The 16684-nt window shown below is 47.0% G+C and carries 22 protein-coding genes; 17 read left to right on the top strand and 5 right to left on the bottom strand.

Translation table 11 applies throughout. The features are described 5' to 3' along the window. Positions 1-208 precede the first annotated feature (208 nt). Positions 209-1288 carry a glycosyltransferase gene (locus tag WC593_03815; GenBank protein ID MFA4824264.1) on the top strand — a complete coding sequence of 360 codons (1080 nt, stop codon included), beginning with the start codon at positions 209-211 and terminating at the stop codon, positions 1286-1288. 278 nt (positions 1289-1566) lie between these two features. On the opposite strand, the gene WC593_03810 is transcribed toward WC593_03815, so the two are convergent. The 4 genes from WC593_03810 to WC593_03795 all read right to left on the bottom strand — a co-directional run bounded on the left by WC593_03810 (position 1567) and on the right by WC593_03795 (position 3896). Next, complete coding sequence (locus WC593_03810; protein MFA4824263.1) at positions 1567-1824, bottom strand: winged helix-turn-helix domain-containing protein; 258 nt, start codon at positions 1822-1824, stop codon at positions 1567-1569. 382 nt (positions 1825-2206) lie between these two features. Beyond that, the gene (locus WC593_03805) at positions 2207-2461 is read right to left on the bottom strand and encodes a hypothetical protein (GenBank protein ID MFA4824262.1); all 255 of its coding nucleotides are present in this window, start codon (positions 2459-2461) and stop codon (positions 2207-2209) included. Positions 2462-2606: 145 nt separating this feature from the next. Beyond that, positions 2607-3395, bottom strand: coding sequence for a winged helix-turn-helix transcriptional regulator (locus tag WC593_03800; GenBank protein ID MFA4824261.1), 789 nt, complete (start codon positions 3393-3395; stop codon positions 2607-2609). A 57-nt stretch (positions 3396-3452) separates the two neighbouring features. Then, the gene (locus WC593_03795; GenBank protein MFA4824260.1) at positions 3453-3896 is read right to left on the bottom strand and encodes a peptidase domain-containing protein; all 444 of its coding nucleotides are present in this window, start codon (positions 3894-3896) and stop codon (positions 3453-3455) included. Positions 3897-4186: 290 nt separating this feature from the next. Between WC593_03795 and WC593_03790 the strand changes: the two genes are divergently transcribed. Continuing rightward, a complete protein-coding gene (locus WC593_03790) occupies positions 4187-4591 on the top strand; it encodes a PKD domain-containing protein (GenBank protein ID MFA4824259.1) in 405 nt (134 codons plus the stop codon). Between the two features lie 43 nt (positions 4592-4634). Here WC593_03790 and artA read toward each other — a convergent pair whose 3' ends face one another. Next, complete coding sequence (artA, locus tag WC593_03785; protein MFA4824258.1) at positions 4635-5510, bottom strand: archaeosortase A; 876 nt, start codon at positions 5508-5510, stop codon at positions 4635-4637. 123 nt (positions 5511-5633) lie between these two features. Between artA and WC593_03780 the strand changes: the two genes are divergently transcribed. The 15 genes from WC593_03780 (at position 5634) to hisH (ending at position 16630) form a co-directional block, all read left to right on the top strand. Next, positions 5634-5789 (top strand): hypothetical protein, encoded by a 156-nt coding sequence (locus WC593_03780; protein MFA4824257.1) that lies wholly within the window; start codon positions 5634-5636, stop codon positions 5787-5789. Positions 5790-5845: 56 nt separating this feature from the next. Then, positions 5846-7138 carry a C39 family peptidase gene (locus tag WC593_03775; GenBank protein MFA4824256.1) on the top strand — a complete coding sequence of 431 codons (1293 nt, stop codon included), beginning with the start codon at positions 5846-5848 and terminating at the stop codon, positions 7136-7138. Positions 7139-7147: 9 nt separating this feature from the next. Then, on the top strand, positions 7148-7816 hold the full coding sequence (locus WC593_03770; protein MFA4824255.1) for a hypothetical protein: 669 nt from the start codon (positions 7148-7150) through the stop codon (positions 7814-7816). Positions 7817-8129: 313 nt separating this feature from the next. Further along, the gene (locus tag WC593_03765; protein MFA4824254.1) at positions 8130-9035 is read left to right on the top strand and encodes a hypothetical protein; all 906 of its coding nucleotides are present in this window, start codon (positions 8130-8132) and stop codon (positions 9033-9035) included. A gap of 24 nt (positions 9036-9059) precedes the next feature. Then, positions 9060-9626, top strand: a complete 567-nt coding sequence (locus WC593_03760) for a YIP1 family protein (protein MFA4824253.1) — start codon at positions 9060-9062, stop codon at positions 9624-9626. A 255-nt stretch (positions 9627-9881) separates the two neighbouring features. Further along, on the top strand, positions 9882-10136 hold the full coding sequence (locus WC593_03755; GenBank protein ID MFA4824252.1) for a hypothetical protein: 255 nt from the start codon (positions 9882-9884) through the stop codon (positions 10134-10136). 26 nt (positions 10137-10162) lie between these two features. Further along, complete coding sequence (locus tag WC593_03750; GenBank protein ID MFA4824251.1) at positions 10163-10621, top strand: hypothetical protein; 459 nt, start codon at positions 10163-10165, stop codon at positions 10619-10621. 485 nt (positions 10622-11106) lie between these two features. After that, a complete protein-coding gene (locus WC593_03745; GenBank protein ID MFA4824250.1) occupies positions 11107-11412 on the top strand; it encodes a hypothetical protein in 306 nt (101 codons plus the stop codon). Continuing rightward, the gene (locus tag WC593_03740) at positions 11409-11783 is read left to right on the top strand and encodes a hypothetical protein (GenBank protein ID MFA4824249.1); all 375 of its coding nucleotides are present in this window, start codon (positions 11409-11411) and stop codon (positions 11781-11783) included. Before WC593_03745 ends, WC593_03740 begins: the two co-directional genes overlap by 4 nt. A 936-nt stretch (positions 11784-12719) precedes the next feature. Next, complete coding sequence (locus WC593_03735) at positions 12720-13223, top strand: hypothetical protein (protein MFA4824248.1); 504 nt, start codon at positions 12720-12722, stop codon at positions 13221-13223. A gap of 275 nt (positions 13224-13498) precedes the next feature. Next, positions 13499-13663, top strand: coding sequence for a hypothetical protein (locus tag WC593_03730; GenBank protein ID MFA4824247.1), 165 nt, complete (start codon positions 13499-13501; stop codon positions 13661-13663). Then, positions 13653-14126: a hypothetical protein gene (locus WC593_03725; GenBank protein MFA4824246.1), complete on the top strand. Its 474-nt coding sequence runs from the start codon at positions 13653-13655 to the stop codon at positions 14124-14126. The genes WC593_03730 and WC593_03725 overlap by 11 nt, the downstream gene beginning before the upstream one ends. Further along, positions 14119-14697, top strand: coding sequence for a hypothetical protein (locus tag WC593_03720; GenBank protein ID MFA4824245.1), 579 nt, complete (start codon positions 14119-14121; stop codon positions 14695-14697). The genes WC593_03725 and WC593_03720 overlap by 8 nt, the downstream gene beginning before the upstream one ends. A 198-nt stretch (positions 14698-14895) precedes the next feature. Then, a complete protein-coding gene (locus tag WC593_03715; GenBank protein MFA4824244.1) occupies positions 14896-15987 on the top strand; it encodes an N-acetyl sugar amidotransferase in 1092 nt (363 codons plus the stop codon). A 31-nt stretch (positions 15988-16018) separates the two neighbouring features. Beyond that, positions 16019-16630, top strand: a complete 612-nt coding sequence (hisH, locus tag WC593_03710) for an imidazole glycerol phosphate synthase subunit HisH (GenBank protein ID MFA4824243.1) — start codon at positions 16019-16021, stop codon at positions 16628-16630. Positions 16631-16684 lie beyond the last annotated feature (54 nt).

Here is a 16684-nt window from a genome sequence, read left to right as displayed (position 1 = left end):
TGTTAATATTATCTGAAAGAGGAGTTTTACTGTATCTGGCAGAGATTGGATTCGATTATTGAGGATTTGAATGCGTTTTTTTCGATAAAATATTAAAAAAGGACGCTAAATATCTCAAGGGATAACTTTGAAAATTGTATATTTCCAGATTATATTTAAGGAAACCAGTGGGATCTATAAAAAAATATTTTTCCAGATTTCCGCATTGTTGAAATTACATATTAATGTTAAACTAGTATTGTCCGGTAATTCATTAATTGATAAGATCAGAACACAGGATATTTCGATAACTTATAACAAAATCAATTTGCAATCTGAATGGAATCTATTGAGAAAAATACTCTATTGCCGAAAATTTGCGCATTTTATAGATCAGGAGATTAGTGATTTAAATGAAGACGATATTCTTTATTTGAGGTATCCCTATCCCATTTTTTATTATCCAATAACAATTCTTAAAAGATTTAGACGATGTAAAATCGTATTTGAACATAATACCATAGAATATAAAGAATTCTTATTAGAACACCAATATGGATTTTTGCTATCAGAATTGTTGTTTGGAAAAATATTACTTAAACAATCTGATGCAATTGTCGGGGTCACGAGTGAGATTACGTCATATGAATTGAGCAGAACGGGGAATTTGAAAAAACCGCATATCACCATCGGCAATGGTTTTGATGTTGAATCCGTACCGGTTAAAAAATTCAAAGCACTCGATGATACTGAATTGCATCTTCTCTGCGTTGCAAATGTTAGCAAATGGCACGGGCTTGACAGATTGTTGAAAGGTATGGCAGCGTATAAGGGAAATTCCCGCATCGTTTTTCATATTGCCGGCGAAGGTTCTGATATACTGAATTTGCAAAAGATGGTAGATCATCTCAATCTCCAGCGCAGCGTGGTTTTTCACGGATTCCTTACCGGGAAAAAACTGGATGATCTTTTTGATTCCTGCCATTTTGCTGTGGGGAGTCTCGGCATCCACAGGATCGGTTTAAAGGAGGCTTCGATATTAAAAGCACGTGAATATTGTTCAAGGGGGATCCCGTTTGTCAGTGGCTACATGGACCCTGATTTTCCAGACGATTTTGAATTTATATACAGAGTCCCTTCAGATGAAAGTGACATTAACATTCAGGATATGATAGATTTTATTGCAAAAATCCACCAAAAATCCGATTATTCTCAAAAAATGAGGCTGTATGCAACGGATAACCTAGACTGGTCTATTAAAATGAAACAATTGAGTGTCTTTTTTAAATCAATAGTAAAAAATACTTGATTATTTGTCATGTGTAGCGTGCCAGTATTTCTGTCCTAAAATAGTGACATAATTTATGGCCGCTTTCAAGAGCACCAATCAGGTGCTTGAGGTATTTTATCGCTGATGGAGGATAGGTGCTTTGGAGAGTTTTAGAATTGCAAAAACCATTTCATCCATCCATATATTCCCGGGATTTCAGTAAGGATTAACGAACTCAAATTGTGCATTTGTTCCGGGGCTTAGCCCACGCGGCAAGGGACGGAGCCCCTTTTGAGCGTCAAACTCCTAGAAAGGATTTACTCTCCCTTCCCCTCAATAATTGCAACTACCTTCTTCCCGAGATCTGTCGTCCTGTAATACCGGCCCATACGCTCATCCGGCGTCAGGCACTCAACAAGTCCTTTTTCAGTAAATTCAAGAATTACCCGGCTGATCGTTGAACGATCGATATCCAGTTGTTTGGCAAGTTCTGTCGGAGAATTGGGCTTTATAAGAGCCTTGAGTATTTGTTTCCTGACTTTCCCCCGGCCAACAAAACTTACCAGGTCAAACATCTAGTGACAATGGGGAAAAATACGTGATGAATTTACGTAATAAATACATATTAAATACGTAGTAAATTTAATCCGCTTTCCCGACCAACACTTACTCCGGTGCCTGGTGAACCCAATTCGTCAAACCCCGGACCCCAAAAATAATACCGAGTGCCCGCACCCCGGCTGTAGAACCTCGTTCTTACGTGGTACTCATTCCTTCCGGGGAAATGCTCACCAGTCACCGAAATATTTGATAAAAAATGATGCAATTTTCTTTTGATTCCCAACGCCAGGAAAAAAGTGCTATTGTATCCACTCGCTTCGGGAGTACCCCGGCTGATAAAAATTCTTCCCAATAATTTCCCTGCATGAAATAACGTAGTGATTTTTTAAGACCGGGTCATACAGTTTGCGTGGACCGTGCCCTCTCCCCCAACAGCCGGTACACCTTCCACGCCGAAAACACCCCGATTACAAAAATCCCCGCCGCAAGACCGATCCAGCCATACCCGACCCCGCAGTCACCCCCCTTCAGGAAGATCGCTTCGCAACTGCGGTTAACGAATACATAAATTAGGACAAGGCATGCGATGCACTGGCTAAAGGTGGCGGCATACGCGAAGATCTCGACGTCCTGCCACGAGGGTTCGTACATAGTATCTAATCCTCACCGGTTATTTTCACAAGCGGGCTTATCATCGATTTGAGACCGCACTTCAGATTACCCAGACACTGTCTGGGCAATCTGTAACTCCCATGCCAGAAAGAACACACATTCAGCAGACAATGTCTGCCCAATCTCACTTCCCCGGTTCCTCTCCACTCACCGTACTGCCGGTCGCCACCGCGCCATCCTGCCCGAAATACCGTTTGAAAATATTCGCCCCGGCAGGGCAGAGCGTATACCGGACCGCTCTCCCATTCCTCCGTGTGGTGATAATTCCATCACCGGACAACCGCTTCGTATGCCAGGAGATCGACGGACCCGCAATGCCCACAGTCTCTGCGATCTCCTTCCTTGAGACTTCCGGGGAAGAGGCAAGAATTTCGAGGATCCTCCGGGTTGTCGGGTTCTGCAGGTGCAGAAACACCTTCTTTTCTAGCTCGTTGTACCGGCCATTATTCTCAAAGTACCGCATGGACCCGCCACTGCCAAACGTGACGATCCTTCTCTTCATGCTGAGGATCAGGAGGTGGTATTTCAGGGTCCCTTCTTTTATCCCGGTCAGCCGCTCCAGGGCATTGAACTTCAGGCCCGGATTTTCCGTTATGGTCTGGTAGATCTTCTGCCGGTTCTGGTTATACAGGACCGCATTTTTTTCTGCTCTCCGGTACCCGAAGAACGAGAGCAGCTTGAGGAAGAAGAAGATCTCTACCGGGAACACGAGCACCGGACAGAAAGACAGGGCTACGGCGATGAGTATCTCCCGAACCGTGAGATCCCAGAATGATACCGGAACGGGATCATGAGACAACCCGGTTACTGCCTCAGGAGAGATTGGCGCAACGCTATAACTGCCCATCCCTGCAGCAGCGATCGGGGTCATCGCCAGAAAAATGGAAATGAAGAGGGCGCCTGCCCTCACCATAGAAATTCCCATTGATAAATAATTCTCCTGACAGGATATCAGATTTATGATTTTGTTTTAATACGTAACAAAATTATAACTCTGTGTTCCCAGCACTTTGTCCCCATAGACTCTGAATACCCAGGTCCCCGGGGTAATACCTCCGTTTTGTGACACCATCAGCGTGATCCTCCCGTTCAAAGTCCCATCCGAAATATCATAGTAAGGGCCAAGGGTAGCATCGGGTGCGATGATAGTGAGGGTAAGTGAATCCGGTACATATCCCCAGTTCAGATCCGTGGTCAGGGATACCGTTCCCGAAGACACCACGGTTGAGTACCAGTCCGTTTCTCCCTGGATTATCGTACCGGAGGTCATGGGTGACATAGCCGCTGGCATGTGCAGGTTCCCGCCCGGGGTCACGGAATAACCGGCACTGTTGTCAACATTCTCTGCAGAAACTCCCGATATGAGCACAAGGGCACAGACCAGGATTGCCATACTGGTTCCGGTAACTTTCATAGTTTACCGGTGAGCAATTTTGATATCCGGCTCTTAACGGTTCTAACGCGTACGTCTACCGATCAGGAATCCGGTAGATGGCAGCGTTAGAACCGTTATATCTCCCCTTTTGAAACGCCAGACCGTGGACAGCCGGGGGTTGTCCCAAAAAAATGAAAGAACGGGTTCACTCTTGAGACGAACCTGAGTGAACCCGATCCCGCCCGCAGGCATGAGATAAGTATCACACAATCTTATGGAGATTTTCTCGTACTGTCGAGCGGAGCGTATCGAAAAATGGAGGAAAAAACATGAAACACATAAAATCCGGTATCATCCTGCTGGCTCTGTTGCTGGCAGCGATAATGATTGTACCGGTTGCAAGCGCAGCCGGGTCATGCGAAAATGCAAAAGACTCAGGAATTGCATCTCCGTATGCATATTTCCTGAATGCGGAGTTCTGTTCCACATCTCCGGGGGCCTACACGGTGCAGTTCTGGGATTATTCCAGCGGGATTCCTCCTGTAACGAGTTATTCCTGGAACTTTGGAGACGGTGGAACCTCGACACAGGCAAACCCGTCCCATGTCTATTCGCCGGGGACCTATACGGTAAGCCTGACCGTATGGAACTGGTTTGAAACAGACACGACTACCAAAACAAATTACGTGACTGTGGACTCAAACGGGACGGTACATATTCCTGTCTGCCTTTAACCCTCTCTCTTTTTTTTTAAATACTATCGGGACTTTTTTTCCATCACCATAATGCCTTCTTTACCTCATCCCGGTACAGACAGTAAAGGTCATCTGCAAAAATTCCCAGTTTCGGGATGATAGAAAAGAGGCCGTACGCAATTACCACGAGGCACGCCAGCGCCAGGAGTTCTGCAATAACATTATGGGCCCAGAAAAAGCTCTCGTATCCCGGTGACCCGTTACCCGCAATATCCGCCCCGAAGGGGAACCACTGGTCCGTATAGGCAATAATCACGAAAACATTCCTGAGAAGATTAAGGAAGTATATCGTAGGCGCGATTATCAGAAATGCACTTACTTTCTGCCAAAGGCTGGTGGGAACCGCAGCAGCAACCCCCAGCATGATTGCGATGCTCTGGATTCCGGTACATCCAAGAATGATTTCAACACTGTAACCATTGCGGGTAAAGACATTTTCCAACAGGTTTTCACAGGTTCCCGAGGTTACGAGTTGTGCAGAAACCGGATCTATGCACGTTAGTCCTGCGGTAAAATGAAGAATCTCTAGTATCCAGAGAAGATGACTGACAACAAGCGAGATTAACCAGTTCCCTATCCCTGCAAAGAGAGGAATCTGGTTAAAACCGAACGGAGCGTAAACCAGGAACGCCACGGCCGCTGCCCGTGAAAGGTTGATGGCACATTCGTTTCCTGAAAGGAGATCCCGGGATGTGATAACAAAAAACGGGACAGACAGTGCAGCAATGGCCGGATACATGAAATTGTTCTCACGGAAATATTCCGGAAGCAGGGAAAAAAGAGTCAGGACAATGAAAAACCATCCGCCGATCGCAGCATATTTCCGGTGAGGGCCGGGGAAGAGGAACGCCAGGAATCCGATACAGGAAACAAGCGCCAGGTATTCTGTTCCGATCATGGTAAAATGGTCCATCCAGCAGCAAAAAAATTCTGAAAGCGACAGGATCTATTCTTCTACAGATTTTACAACCCGTCACTTAACGTTTCTAACGCGATTGTCTACCGATCAGGAATCCGGTAGATGGCTGCGTTAGAACCGTTATATCTCCCGTTTTTAAAATCCCAAAACGTGGACAGCCGGGGGTTGTCCCAAAAAGAAAGGACGGATTTGGCAAGCGACGAACTTCGCTGGACCCTTCCCGCCCGCTGGCATGAACCTGATTCGTTTGCACACTAAAAAAATCTGGATCATGTCTCCGGGATTTCTCAAAAGATGGATAGAGGTAATGAACTATGAAAAAACCGAAAATTGGAATCATATTGCTGACGTTGCTGATAGCAGCGATGGCGATGGTACCGATAGTGAGTGCGGCGGACGGAAGTGAGAACAGCAATCAATTCGGTACGGTGAGTGCATCACAAAAACCGGACGATGAAATTGCGATTGTTGATGTAAAAGAAGCAGAATCAATTGCACTCCTGAATGCAAAAGACCTGTCAGTCACTTCCCCGGATTTTACGGAATGGAAAGACTCCCTGGTGAAACATGCGAAAACATACTATGATCTCAATGACAAGGAAGCGGCGTATGTTTTCGAAGTAATGGTTAATGGGGAATATGACGGGTATATTCTGGTTTCAGCAACCACCGGAAATTATCCGGTCCTCGAGATCACAAAAGGAAGAGTGCCGGGTTACAACGATGCAAAGTCAGCAGATGAAGAACCGGTCGAGAAATATACTTCGCAAAAGGGACTTACCATCATCGGTTCAAAACCCGTTTATTTAGGAAGCCTGTCGTATTATCGGAAATATTCCGTGATTGACCAAGACGGCACTAAAGAAACGGATGTATTTGTTGATGAACACACCAATGAAGTTGTGAAAGAATCAAGGAGTGACGTCACAGACCAGGAAGGAGCAGTGGTAAAAGTAACCGGGAAAATGCAGGCAAAGAAAAAAGCTGATATCCGGGCGCAATGGGACAAACAGAGGCTTCTTATTTCTGACATGGATTCTAAAGAGCGCACCTCCCTTCTCAAAAGTATCCGGGCAACGAGATCCTCCGGGTACATATATGGTGTCCCGCTTTTCAAACAGGTGAGTGGAGTCTATGACGGCTGTTCTCCCATGGCATCGGCAATGGTAGTCAGTTACTGGTCGACCCATGGCTATCCTGCACTGCCCTCTGACAAGGCAACCTTATTCACGCAACTCGCAAGCGCCATGGGGACGTCTGATTGGCCATGGACCGGGACGACATGGCCGTGGGATATTGATGACGGGATTAATACAGTATTTTATACCTATACCCTTGAGTCTCCGGCATCCAATGATTATCTCCCGGGCTGGAGCGGTTTTGTCAGTGAAGTCGGTGCGAGCAGGCCGTTCGTACTGAATATGCATAACGGAGGAATACCTGTAGGCGGGTCAACGGCCTACGGTGACCACAGTGTTGCTGTTGTCGGGTATGTAACAAGTATCAATAACTTCGTGACCATACATGACACATGGGACGATACAAATTACCATCTGTTGCAGGATGGAAGCTGGGATAACATCATGACAACGTGGGTAAGACCATAACTTTTTTTTATGACCCCTCAACAAAAAAAACAGATAATCCTTGCAGCAGTTTTTTGCTGCTGCCTTGCCGGTATCATGTTCGTCATCTTCCCGATGGTTTTTCATCCTATCGGCGGCCCGGTCCCGGTCGAAATACGAACACAGAGTTACCTGCATACGGGCGATAGTATTTCTGATGACGGGATCCACAGGATCGTGTTCCGGAAGACCGGCAGCGTGATGAACGGCAAACCTCCCATCTTCCCGGACCTTTCCCCGTATACGAGTTCTGTATTCCATACGCGGGAAGGTTCGAATGACCTGTACCTGACAATTGTATGGTATTTTACCGACCGGGAAACCTTTCTTGACAGAAAGGGCGTTCTTAATTCCTTTTATCTGGAGCGTTATGGCAACTTGTCAATAACAAATTTTACCTTTGATTATGATGAGCCGGGTAATTCAGGAGATCCCCGGCACCGGACCGCTACCGTAAACGCAACCGGTTTTGAGAATCCTGCCACGTCAGGATATTTCACGACAATACAATACCCGGAGAGTAAAAATCCTGATTTTTTTATTCTGTATTACGGTACCGTGAAGTCAGGGAACCTCAGCCAACAGATACCGTACCTGAAAACACTCATGAAGCCGTTTTTTGATCCGGAGGGTATTGAACGGATCACCACCCCGGTCTGAACGCAGTCACTGGAGGGAAATGCAATCGTATTTTTAAAAACAAAGAGTTTTGTTCACCACGGAACGGATTGATTTCATTCTCCCTTCCGATCATCCCGTCCAGTAGATGGCTGCGTTAGAACCGTTATATCTCCCATTTTAAAAACGCCTGACCGTGGACAGCCGGGGGTTGTCCCAAAAAGAAAGGATGGGTTTGGCAAGCGACGAACTTTGTTGAACCCGGTCCCGCCCGCGGGAATGAACCTGATTCGTTTGCACACACAAAAAACTGGATCATACCTTCCGGGCGAAGTATTTGAATGGGAGGAAAAACATGAAACACATGAAAATCGGCGTCGTGCTGCTGGCACTGCTGCTGGCAGCGATTGCGATGGTACCGCTAGTGAGTGCGGGAAGTCAGATCCCCATACTACCATCAGATATGAAAACATTACAAGCGAGCCAGTCACCGGATAAGGACATGTTTGCATATCTGGGTATGGCGAAACCTGCTGCTTCTCAAGGTGTAAAATGGCTGACGTATGCTTCTTCAAAAAATGAAGTTGACGTACTCTTGGGAAAGTCCGGAAAACAGACGGATGTCAGGAATGTTATCGGTTACCTGAGAGGAATGAATGAAAAAGTCGTTCTTTATTCCGGTAACGATGGGAATTTCTACACCATTCTGCAAAAAGGGGAAATGGTATCCGTAACGATAGTGACACCCACCGGTATTGGTTTAAAAGTGGACCAGTCTGCGGATGTGTACTCACGGGAAATCCCGCTTGATCAGAATAACAGATCAATTCACACCACGCACTATGAGCTCAGCAGGATCTCTCTGGCAGATATTGGGTCATCCGAATTCAGCACCGCTGCAGTTTATTCAACCCATATCACCAGGACGGATAGCTGGGTTTATCTCGGGATCTCCAGAGCGTCCCTTTATACCGATGGGACGTTTATCTATGATTACGGTAACCAGATCCTTGCCATCAATGATAATTCCAACACCTACCAGGCTCTCGGGTTTGATCAGTGCCAGTTCACTCATTCAACCCGTATTACCGGTATCACGGGATACATCGATTCATCCGTAATCTGGTCTGTATACACGGCCATGCCGCCGAAACATTCGGTAAATGCGTGGATAAGTTGTAACATATACGGATCCACAAATGGAAATTCCGTAACCTCGGATTGGGTTGCAACCGGCTTTGGTTGTTTTGGAATCCCATAATAATTTTTTTCAGGAGAGAATTACGTGGTCACATTAAGAAAAATCAGGGAAATAATCATCAGTCCTTCCGGATATCTGGAAGAAATCAGGGACCGGCCGATAAAAGACGATGTTCTTTTTTTTATCGTTGTGGCTGTTGTCGGATCGATCCTGATGTTTTTTTCAATGGTCATCGGGGAGATCGTCACCGGCAAGGGAGATTCCCTGAACCCGGCAGGAATACCAGTCATGATCCTGACGATACTGTTCCTGTTTGTCGTTAATGGGCTATTCTTTATGCTTATTATCAGTCTTATCGAGCACTTTTTTGTCTTATTTACCGGTGAACACAAGGGTTTTGAAAGAACAATGAAATCGGTAATTTACGCATCAGTCTTACCGGTAGTGTTCTTCTGGATCCCGGCGGTTTTCCATATCCCCAGTTCTATTCTCCTTCTTGCCGGTGCCTTCTGCATAGTTACATTCTATGGTATTCTCACATTCCATGAAAAAGCGAAAGACAGGGCTGCTTTTGTTGCACTGTTTACGACAGGATTTATTTTGATCCTTCTGTGGCTTGGCAAAGTGAACATAACCGGAAATGCCTGGTGAAGATCCCGAGGAAATATGGAGAAAACATACCGGATCCTTTTTATTATTATTTGTATCGCTGTTGTATTGTACGCATTCATGACCCTGCAGTTTCTTCTGGGAATGATTGCTGCTGTCGTTATAATCATCACAATCCTGATTCTTCCCTCAGTTGAACAATGGACCAAATCCCGGTGATTTTTTCACACCTCATCCGGTTCGTGTATGTTTAAGAATATCCAAATCTGGCAGTAACCTTAGGGAGAATTGAACAAAATGAAGAAATGGTATTGGGCACTCGGGACGATTGGCGTAATCATCGTCATCCTGATAATCGCACTTTTATTTTTACCGGGAACACACGGGAGATCTGTCTCAAACATCCATTTCATCCCGGCAGGGACCTTCAGCATGTTTTATGAAACAAATGTCACCGCAGAACAGGATGTGACCTGTACTATTTCGGGATGTATTCATGAAACCAGGAATACTGCTGAGATACCGAACCAATCCAATACATCAATCCCTTAAAAAAAAGCAGCGCGGGAATTCCAGTCATGTCTCCAGAGATCTCAAACCCTCAAAAACCCTCCAATTTTTTTTCAGTCTTATTGCTGTCCGCTGCGATCGTCGTTCTCTGGCTGATCCCGGTATTCGTATCCGGTAGCCCGGGGTTGACCGCTGGCACCGGTGCATGGGGTATTGTATCGATTATTGCACTCCTTCTCACGATCATTGCCCCTATAGTGTACGGATGGTTTTCACGTAACGAAACCGGCGCAATACTTATCGGAGTAGTGCCGTTCCTCCTGACAACGGGTGTTTCAAGGATCGTCTCCGGTAACACCCCTCCCGGTATTGATTACCTGATCTATTCGGTTATTTACGTTGCATCATTGAGCCTGACCGGCGGTCTTGAGGGCTTTTTTGCCGCAAAGAAAACTGCAGGAACCCTTTTGATCGCGCTCGTTCTTGCAGGGATCTGGACGGGAATTTTTTTGAGCGGAATCCGTTAATTTTCCGGAATGCCAGTCATTGATTTGCCACATATTTACGAAAATAGAACAAATCACCTGCCCCTGTCCTGTTTTAACCCTGTTCTGTAGAGGATTGCGTTAGAACCGTTATATCTCCCATTTTGAAACGCCAAATCGTGGACAGCCGGGGGTTGTCCCGAAAAAAAGTAAGGTTCACTCAGGAGACGAACCTGGCTGAACCTATGTCCATCCGCGGGTATTGGAAAATTGCACATTCTTCATGAAATTTTCCCGTGCCCGGGTTGGCAAAACGGAGTTGGTAGCATACAATCCACACACAAAAAACCTCACAGAATCGGCGGTATCCGGCAGGATACCGTCCTGGTTATCGAAGGAGAACGGCCATATAATCCTGACCAGGATGTACTCCGGAAGACGGAGATTCTCGGAACGGGCATCAGTCTGTCCCGCAGGAAAAAAACCGTAAAACCGGACGAAGAAGATGATAGCAATCAGGAGAACCGGTGGCAAAACGCCCGGGAGGAGGAGGCAGGTACAGGATGCCAAAGAGCAAATCCGTAACTGAAGGAGAGATCCCGCTCTATCTCCTGCCCCATGTGATCACCCGGCAGATCTGCCGGATCGGTGATTCTGTGTATCGCATCAGCGTAAAACGAACACACTGGCATCATTACAACATATCAGTCCGGACAAAATCCCTGCCAAAAGAGCTTGCACCGGTACGGGTTGCGAGACCTGCAAATTCCGGGGATCCCATTACGGAACACCGGCTCAGTACCGGTGAGCCGGATTTACGGAGAACGGCATGAGCCGGGGACCGCCATCGCACCGGGCACTGGCTGAAGCAATCCCTATTGCACGCCAGCGGGGTGCCATCCAGGTTGCCGGGCGAGGTCCGGAAAAACTGTATGATTTTGCGATCGTCTCTGTCCTGCCGGTAGTATTTGTACGTGTCTCGTATTGTGCACATATCCATGCGCCGGTAGCAGAACTGGCAGGGGAATTCAAAGACTCCTTGGATCGGCTCCGCCGGATCACGAAGCACGAATCCATCTCTCGCGAACTCTGGCTCCGCTCACGGCATGGCACGTGGCGGTTCTTCCGTCTTATTGCGGAATGTCTGATCGAGCTGGGGCGTGATGGTCAGCCGCTTGCAGGGAAAAACGCTGCAAGCGTGTAGGCTGCTGTGGTGCAGGAAACGATCACTTTTTTTCACCGGGCAGGGACGGGATCTTCCTTTGGATGCAAATCTAAAAGTTCCCCCGGAGGAGGGACCATCCCTCCGGGGGGTAGGATCCTTGTTTTTGGAGTACCTCCAAAATACGCCCGTAAATTGCCCCGATTTCCCATTTTCTTTCGGTTCTGAGGTAATAATTCGGGAAAATGCGGTAATAATTCGATAAAATCAAATGTTTTTACGTCGGAGAGAAGAGGTAATAATTAGCAGCATTTGGAAGGCGGAAACCGGAAGGGATCATGGTTCAGGAGGGGTCACCTTTTACAACCAGAATGGCTGGATATAAAAAATGCTTTTGTTGGAACAAACCCCTTTTTCAGACATCACGCGAGTACCTCCAAAATACGCCCGTAAATTGCCCCGATTTCCCCTTTTCTTCCGGTTCTGAGGTAATAATTCGGGAAAATGCGGTAATAATTATTTCAAATCCTGTGTTTTTACGTCGGAGAAACAGAGGCAATAATTAGCAGTATTTGGGAGGCGAAAACGAAGGGCGATCATGGTTCAGGGGGGGCACACACTAAAACCCGAAATAAACAGGCAATAAAAGATCTTTTTTTTTAGAAATCGCCGGTGTTACGATAAGGCGGCAGACAAAGATTTCCCATTCCCATTTTTGCGAAATCATCCGGCAAATATACTGACCCGGATTCGCTTAAAACTCAAGCAAAATCCCCCGTTTTGCCGTCTGAAAATTTATTCAGCCAGACCCATCTCTCCCTGCATCCAATAGTGATATGTCAAAGGGCCACGGCGACGAAGGAGAGAAAACTCCTCCTTCGGGATTGTCTGCGCAGGCATTCCCGGAAAAACCAGACGGATCCGCGGAGCGGATCCAAAACCTTTCAAAAAAACCAAAAAGAAGGAGATAAAAAAAACATGGCAGATTTCGTACAAAAAACAATCGTAAAGACTGCAACCCGCCAGCTGGCAAACCCGATTGTGGATGTCGCTGCATTCAACACGCTCGTACAGTCAGTCCTGACAGACAATCCGTTTGGCTGCGTGGACTACACGACCGTGGGCGTGAACCACCCGGGCGTGGAGAAGACAAAAGAACACTACGTTGCAAAAGTCGTGTACCAGGACAACGAGGCCAACACGGTCGGCAATGATTCCGGCCGGTACAACTCCATCGCAGGCTTCAATGCCGGCGCAACCGCAATCCTTTCGAATGCAGCCCTCACAACAGCGCACGGGGGTACCCCGTACCGGGACACCGACAGCGAGACGTACTCCGCCACCCTCCGGTGCCGGGACCCCAACGGGGAACTATACATGGTCACGTTCGCCCGGGACAGCGTGAGCCTCACGTCCTACTCGGATGACAGCATCCGGACGAAGGTCGAGACCTGGGCCGACACGGTGCCGGCGCTTGCCTGAGGAATGAACCATACGGTGAGACGGGAGAAGGACGCGGGTACCGGGTGAACCGGGTAACCAACGGGGAATGGCCGGAGGGAGGGCATGCAGGTTTTACCTGGAGGATCACGGGTCCTCACTTTGGTAAATCCATCAGGCTCTCCCGGGCTATAAACCCCGGCCGGCAAAGACGGACAAACCTGTTCACTTACGGCCCGCCGGGCTGGCACGGGGAGAAGGGGAGAGAAGATCGTCTCCTCCTCCCGTCGCCGCAATTTTTCAAAGGAGGTTTACTTATGGAAACGGAAATTCTGGGGGTCATCCTGGGAGCAGTGCTCCCGGTCTATCCCCTGCTGTTTGTCATCTACCAGCGGATCGGCAGGTATGATGAGATTGTCGAGGAGTTCAAAAAACTCCGCACGGAACACGAACATTACAAGGAGATGCATCATGGAAGCTGAACCAATGCCTGTCGCCACAGTGACCGGCCTCTACCGGGGAACCTGGAGCGGTCTTGAACCGCTGACACTCGATACGCCGCTCACCCTTGACGAAGTCCGGAGAAACCCGCTCTTCTACGAGATGGAGCTCCACCCGGAGGCGGGCGATGAGAACCTTATTATCGACGTAATCTACGACAACATGGCGCCAATACGCCTCCAGGATCTCATGAGAGGAACCGATATCCCCCGGGGGGTCCGCTTCTGGCCGGACTGGTTTGACATCCCACCCTACCGGGAGATGCGGGATACCGATGGCCGCCGTGTCTACCCCCGGGCACCGGGCATCCACACCGTCCGTATCCGCACCGCGAGAAGGAAGATCAGCCGGATGGGAAAGGTGCGGGACTTCAGCCCGGCCAATGGTGGCTGCACAAGCCCGCTCTTCGAGATCACCATCGCCGCGGACGGGGACGATGTTTGAAAATGTGCAGCAGACCCGGGTCGCCATCAGCGGGACCGGGGTCCTGCTCGCCATTATTTTTCTCCTGGCGCACCTGCCGCTCATTCTCCTCACGGTACCGGTTGCGATCCTCTTCCTTGGGATTGTCGCAGACCCGGATGAGACGCATGCGGTCTGGTACGGCATAATGCATACGGCAGGCATCTTTGACCTGTCGGTGCTGGATGAAGAAGAACGGGCAACCTGCTCGGAGAAGAAACATTACTTCTGGTTCGGTGAGGTGACGTCTGCGACCGTGTTGGCGCTCGTCTTCAGTGTCCCGTCGGGACTTTTCCTTGCAGCGAGGACAGAGCCCACTCTCGCAGTCATCGGTGCTGCCTTACTCTTCCTGCTGCTCTTTGTCTTCCTGCCCCGGTTCATCCGGCTGGGGATGAGAGCGGATACCGGAACGATCCTCGAGACTTTCGGGAAGAATGAGCAGGTAAGGAAAATCTTCTGGACATTGTTTGCGGCAATCGCCGGGCTGGTGCTGGTCAGGGTCATGGATCCGGTTATGGCACAGCAGGTTGTTCAGATGATTGCGGGGATCTGACAGAAGTGAAGAGGCCCCGGCAAACCCGTGCCGGGCGAAGACCGGTTTATCCGGGGCGGCGACGTTAACCAGAATATCCCCGGCTCAAATGTTATCTATAAAGAAAATTATGATGTCGCGTATAGTAAAAAACCCTGATTATATGGGGAGGAATAATCCATACAAATTATTTTTAGTCCGCTCCAAGATACTTAATACATGCAAAAGATTTGTTCAAAATGTATTCAGGATTCCGGCTTCCCTGGCATTACATTTGATTCGAACGGTATCTGCAGCCTCTGCCATAAATATGAAAAAGTTGATAAAAAATATGCCCTTACTGAAGCGAATAATGTTAATTTTTCCAGATTAATTGAAAAAATCAAAAGCCGGGGAAAAAATAATGAATATGATTCAATTATCGGCGTTAGCGGTGGAAGGGACAGCTCTTACTGCCTGTACCTGATGAGAAAATGGGGGCTCAATCCTCTTGCTGTCCATTATGATAATAATATGAATTCAAAAATTGCGGCAGAAAATATTAAAAATTCATGCAGAAAACTCGATATCGATCTTTTCACGTTTGTTGTTGACTGGGAGGAATTCAAAGATTTACAAAAGTCATTTTTAAAGGCTTCCGTTCCTTCAGTGGATATCCCTTCAGATCATGCATTCGTCACCGTGCTCTATGAGTACGCATATAAGAATAATATTAAATATATTTTCAATGGGTCGTCATTCCGAACTGAGGGGCCGATACCACCGGAATGGTCACTACATAACGATACAAAATTTATTTTGGATATTCAGAAAAAATGGGGAACAATTCCCTTGAAAAAATATCCAATCCGAAAGGTATCCGATTTGATAAAATACCGTATATCCGGCATGACCGTAGTTTTACCCTTATATCACATGCATTATGCACATGCAGAAATCATGCCTGTACTTGAGAAGGAACTTGGATGGCAATACTATGGGGGTCATCATTTTGAATCAATTTTTACCCGATGGGCGTTCGCTTATTATTTACCCAAAAAATTCGGGATTGACACCAGAATTCCGGATTATTCTGCCCTCATTCGTTCCGGACAGATGTCGAGAGAAGAAGCTGTACAAAAAATGAAGGAATCAATATATTCATCGGATCAGGAAAAAGAAGACCGACGGTATATCATGAATAAACTTGAGTTGAATGAGGATGAGCTGGATGCGATCATAAATTCGCCGCTACGGAAGAATTTTGATTATGCACACCATTTAAATTATATCCGGATGCTCTATACATTCTTAGGACCTCGCCATGTATGAGTCATCATTGTATCGATTATCATAAGGTTTCATGATTGTCATCATTGATTACGGGTTAGGAAATGTCAGATCAGTTTACGCAAAAATTGATCAGATGGGCGCAAGCGTAAAAATTTCTCGTGAAATTGCTGATATTGAAAATGCTGAAAAAATAATCATTCCCGGCGTAGGTTCCTTTGATGCAGGAATGAAACGGTTACATGATCTTCAGATTATTGATATTTTAAAAAAGCAGGTAGTTAAAGAACAGGTCCCGATTCTGGGTATCTGCCTTGGGATGCAGTTATTTACTCAACGAAGCGAGGAGGGAAACGTTGAGGGTTTGGGGTATCTTGATGCGGAAACAAAAAAATTTAGTTTCCAGGATAACGAACGTTGTCATATCCCTCATATGGGATGGAACACCATTTCAATCCGAAAACAATCGCCTTACTTAAACCAGATTGATGATGAATCCCGGTTTTACTTTGTTCATTCATATCATGTCATATGCAATGATCCAGAAGATATTGTAGCTGTCACGAATTATGGATATGATTTCCCGTCAATAATCCAAAAGGATTCTATCGTCGGGGTTCAGTTTCATCCGGAAAAAAGTCATAAGCAAGGTATTCAGCTATTAAAAAATTTTATCAGGAACTGAGGATCATTCCATGCTCCAGAAAAGAATTATTCCCTGCCTTCTTTTAAAAGACGG

The organism is Methanoregula sp., from assembly GCA_041645435.1.
Taxonomy (GTDB): Archaea; Halobacteriota; Methanomicrobia; order Methanomicrobiales; family Methanospirillaceae; genus Methanoregula.
Note: the sequence above shows the minus strand (reverse complement) of the source record. Positions and strands in the feature narration are given on the sequence as shown.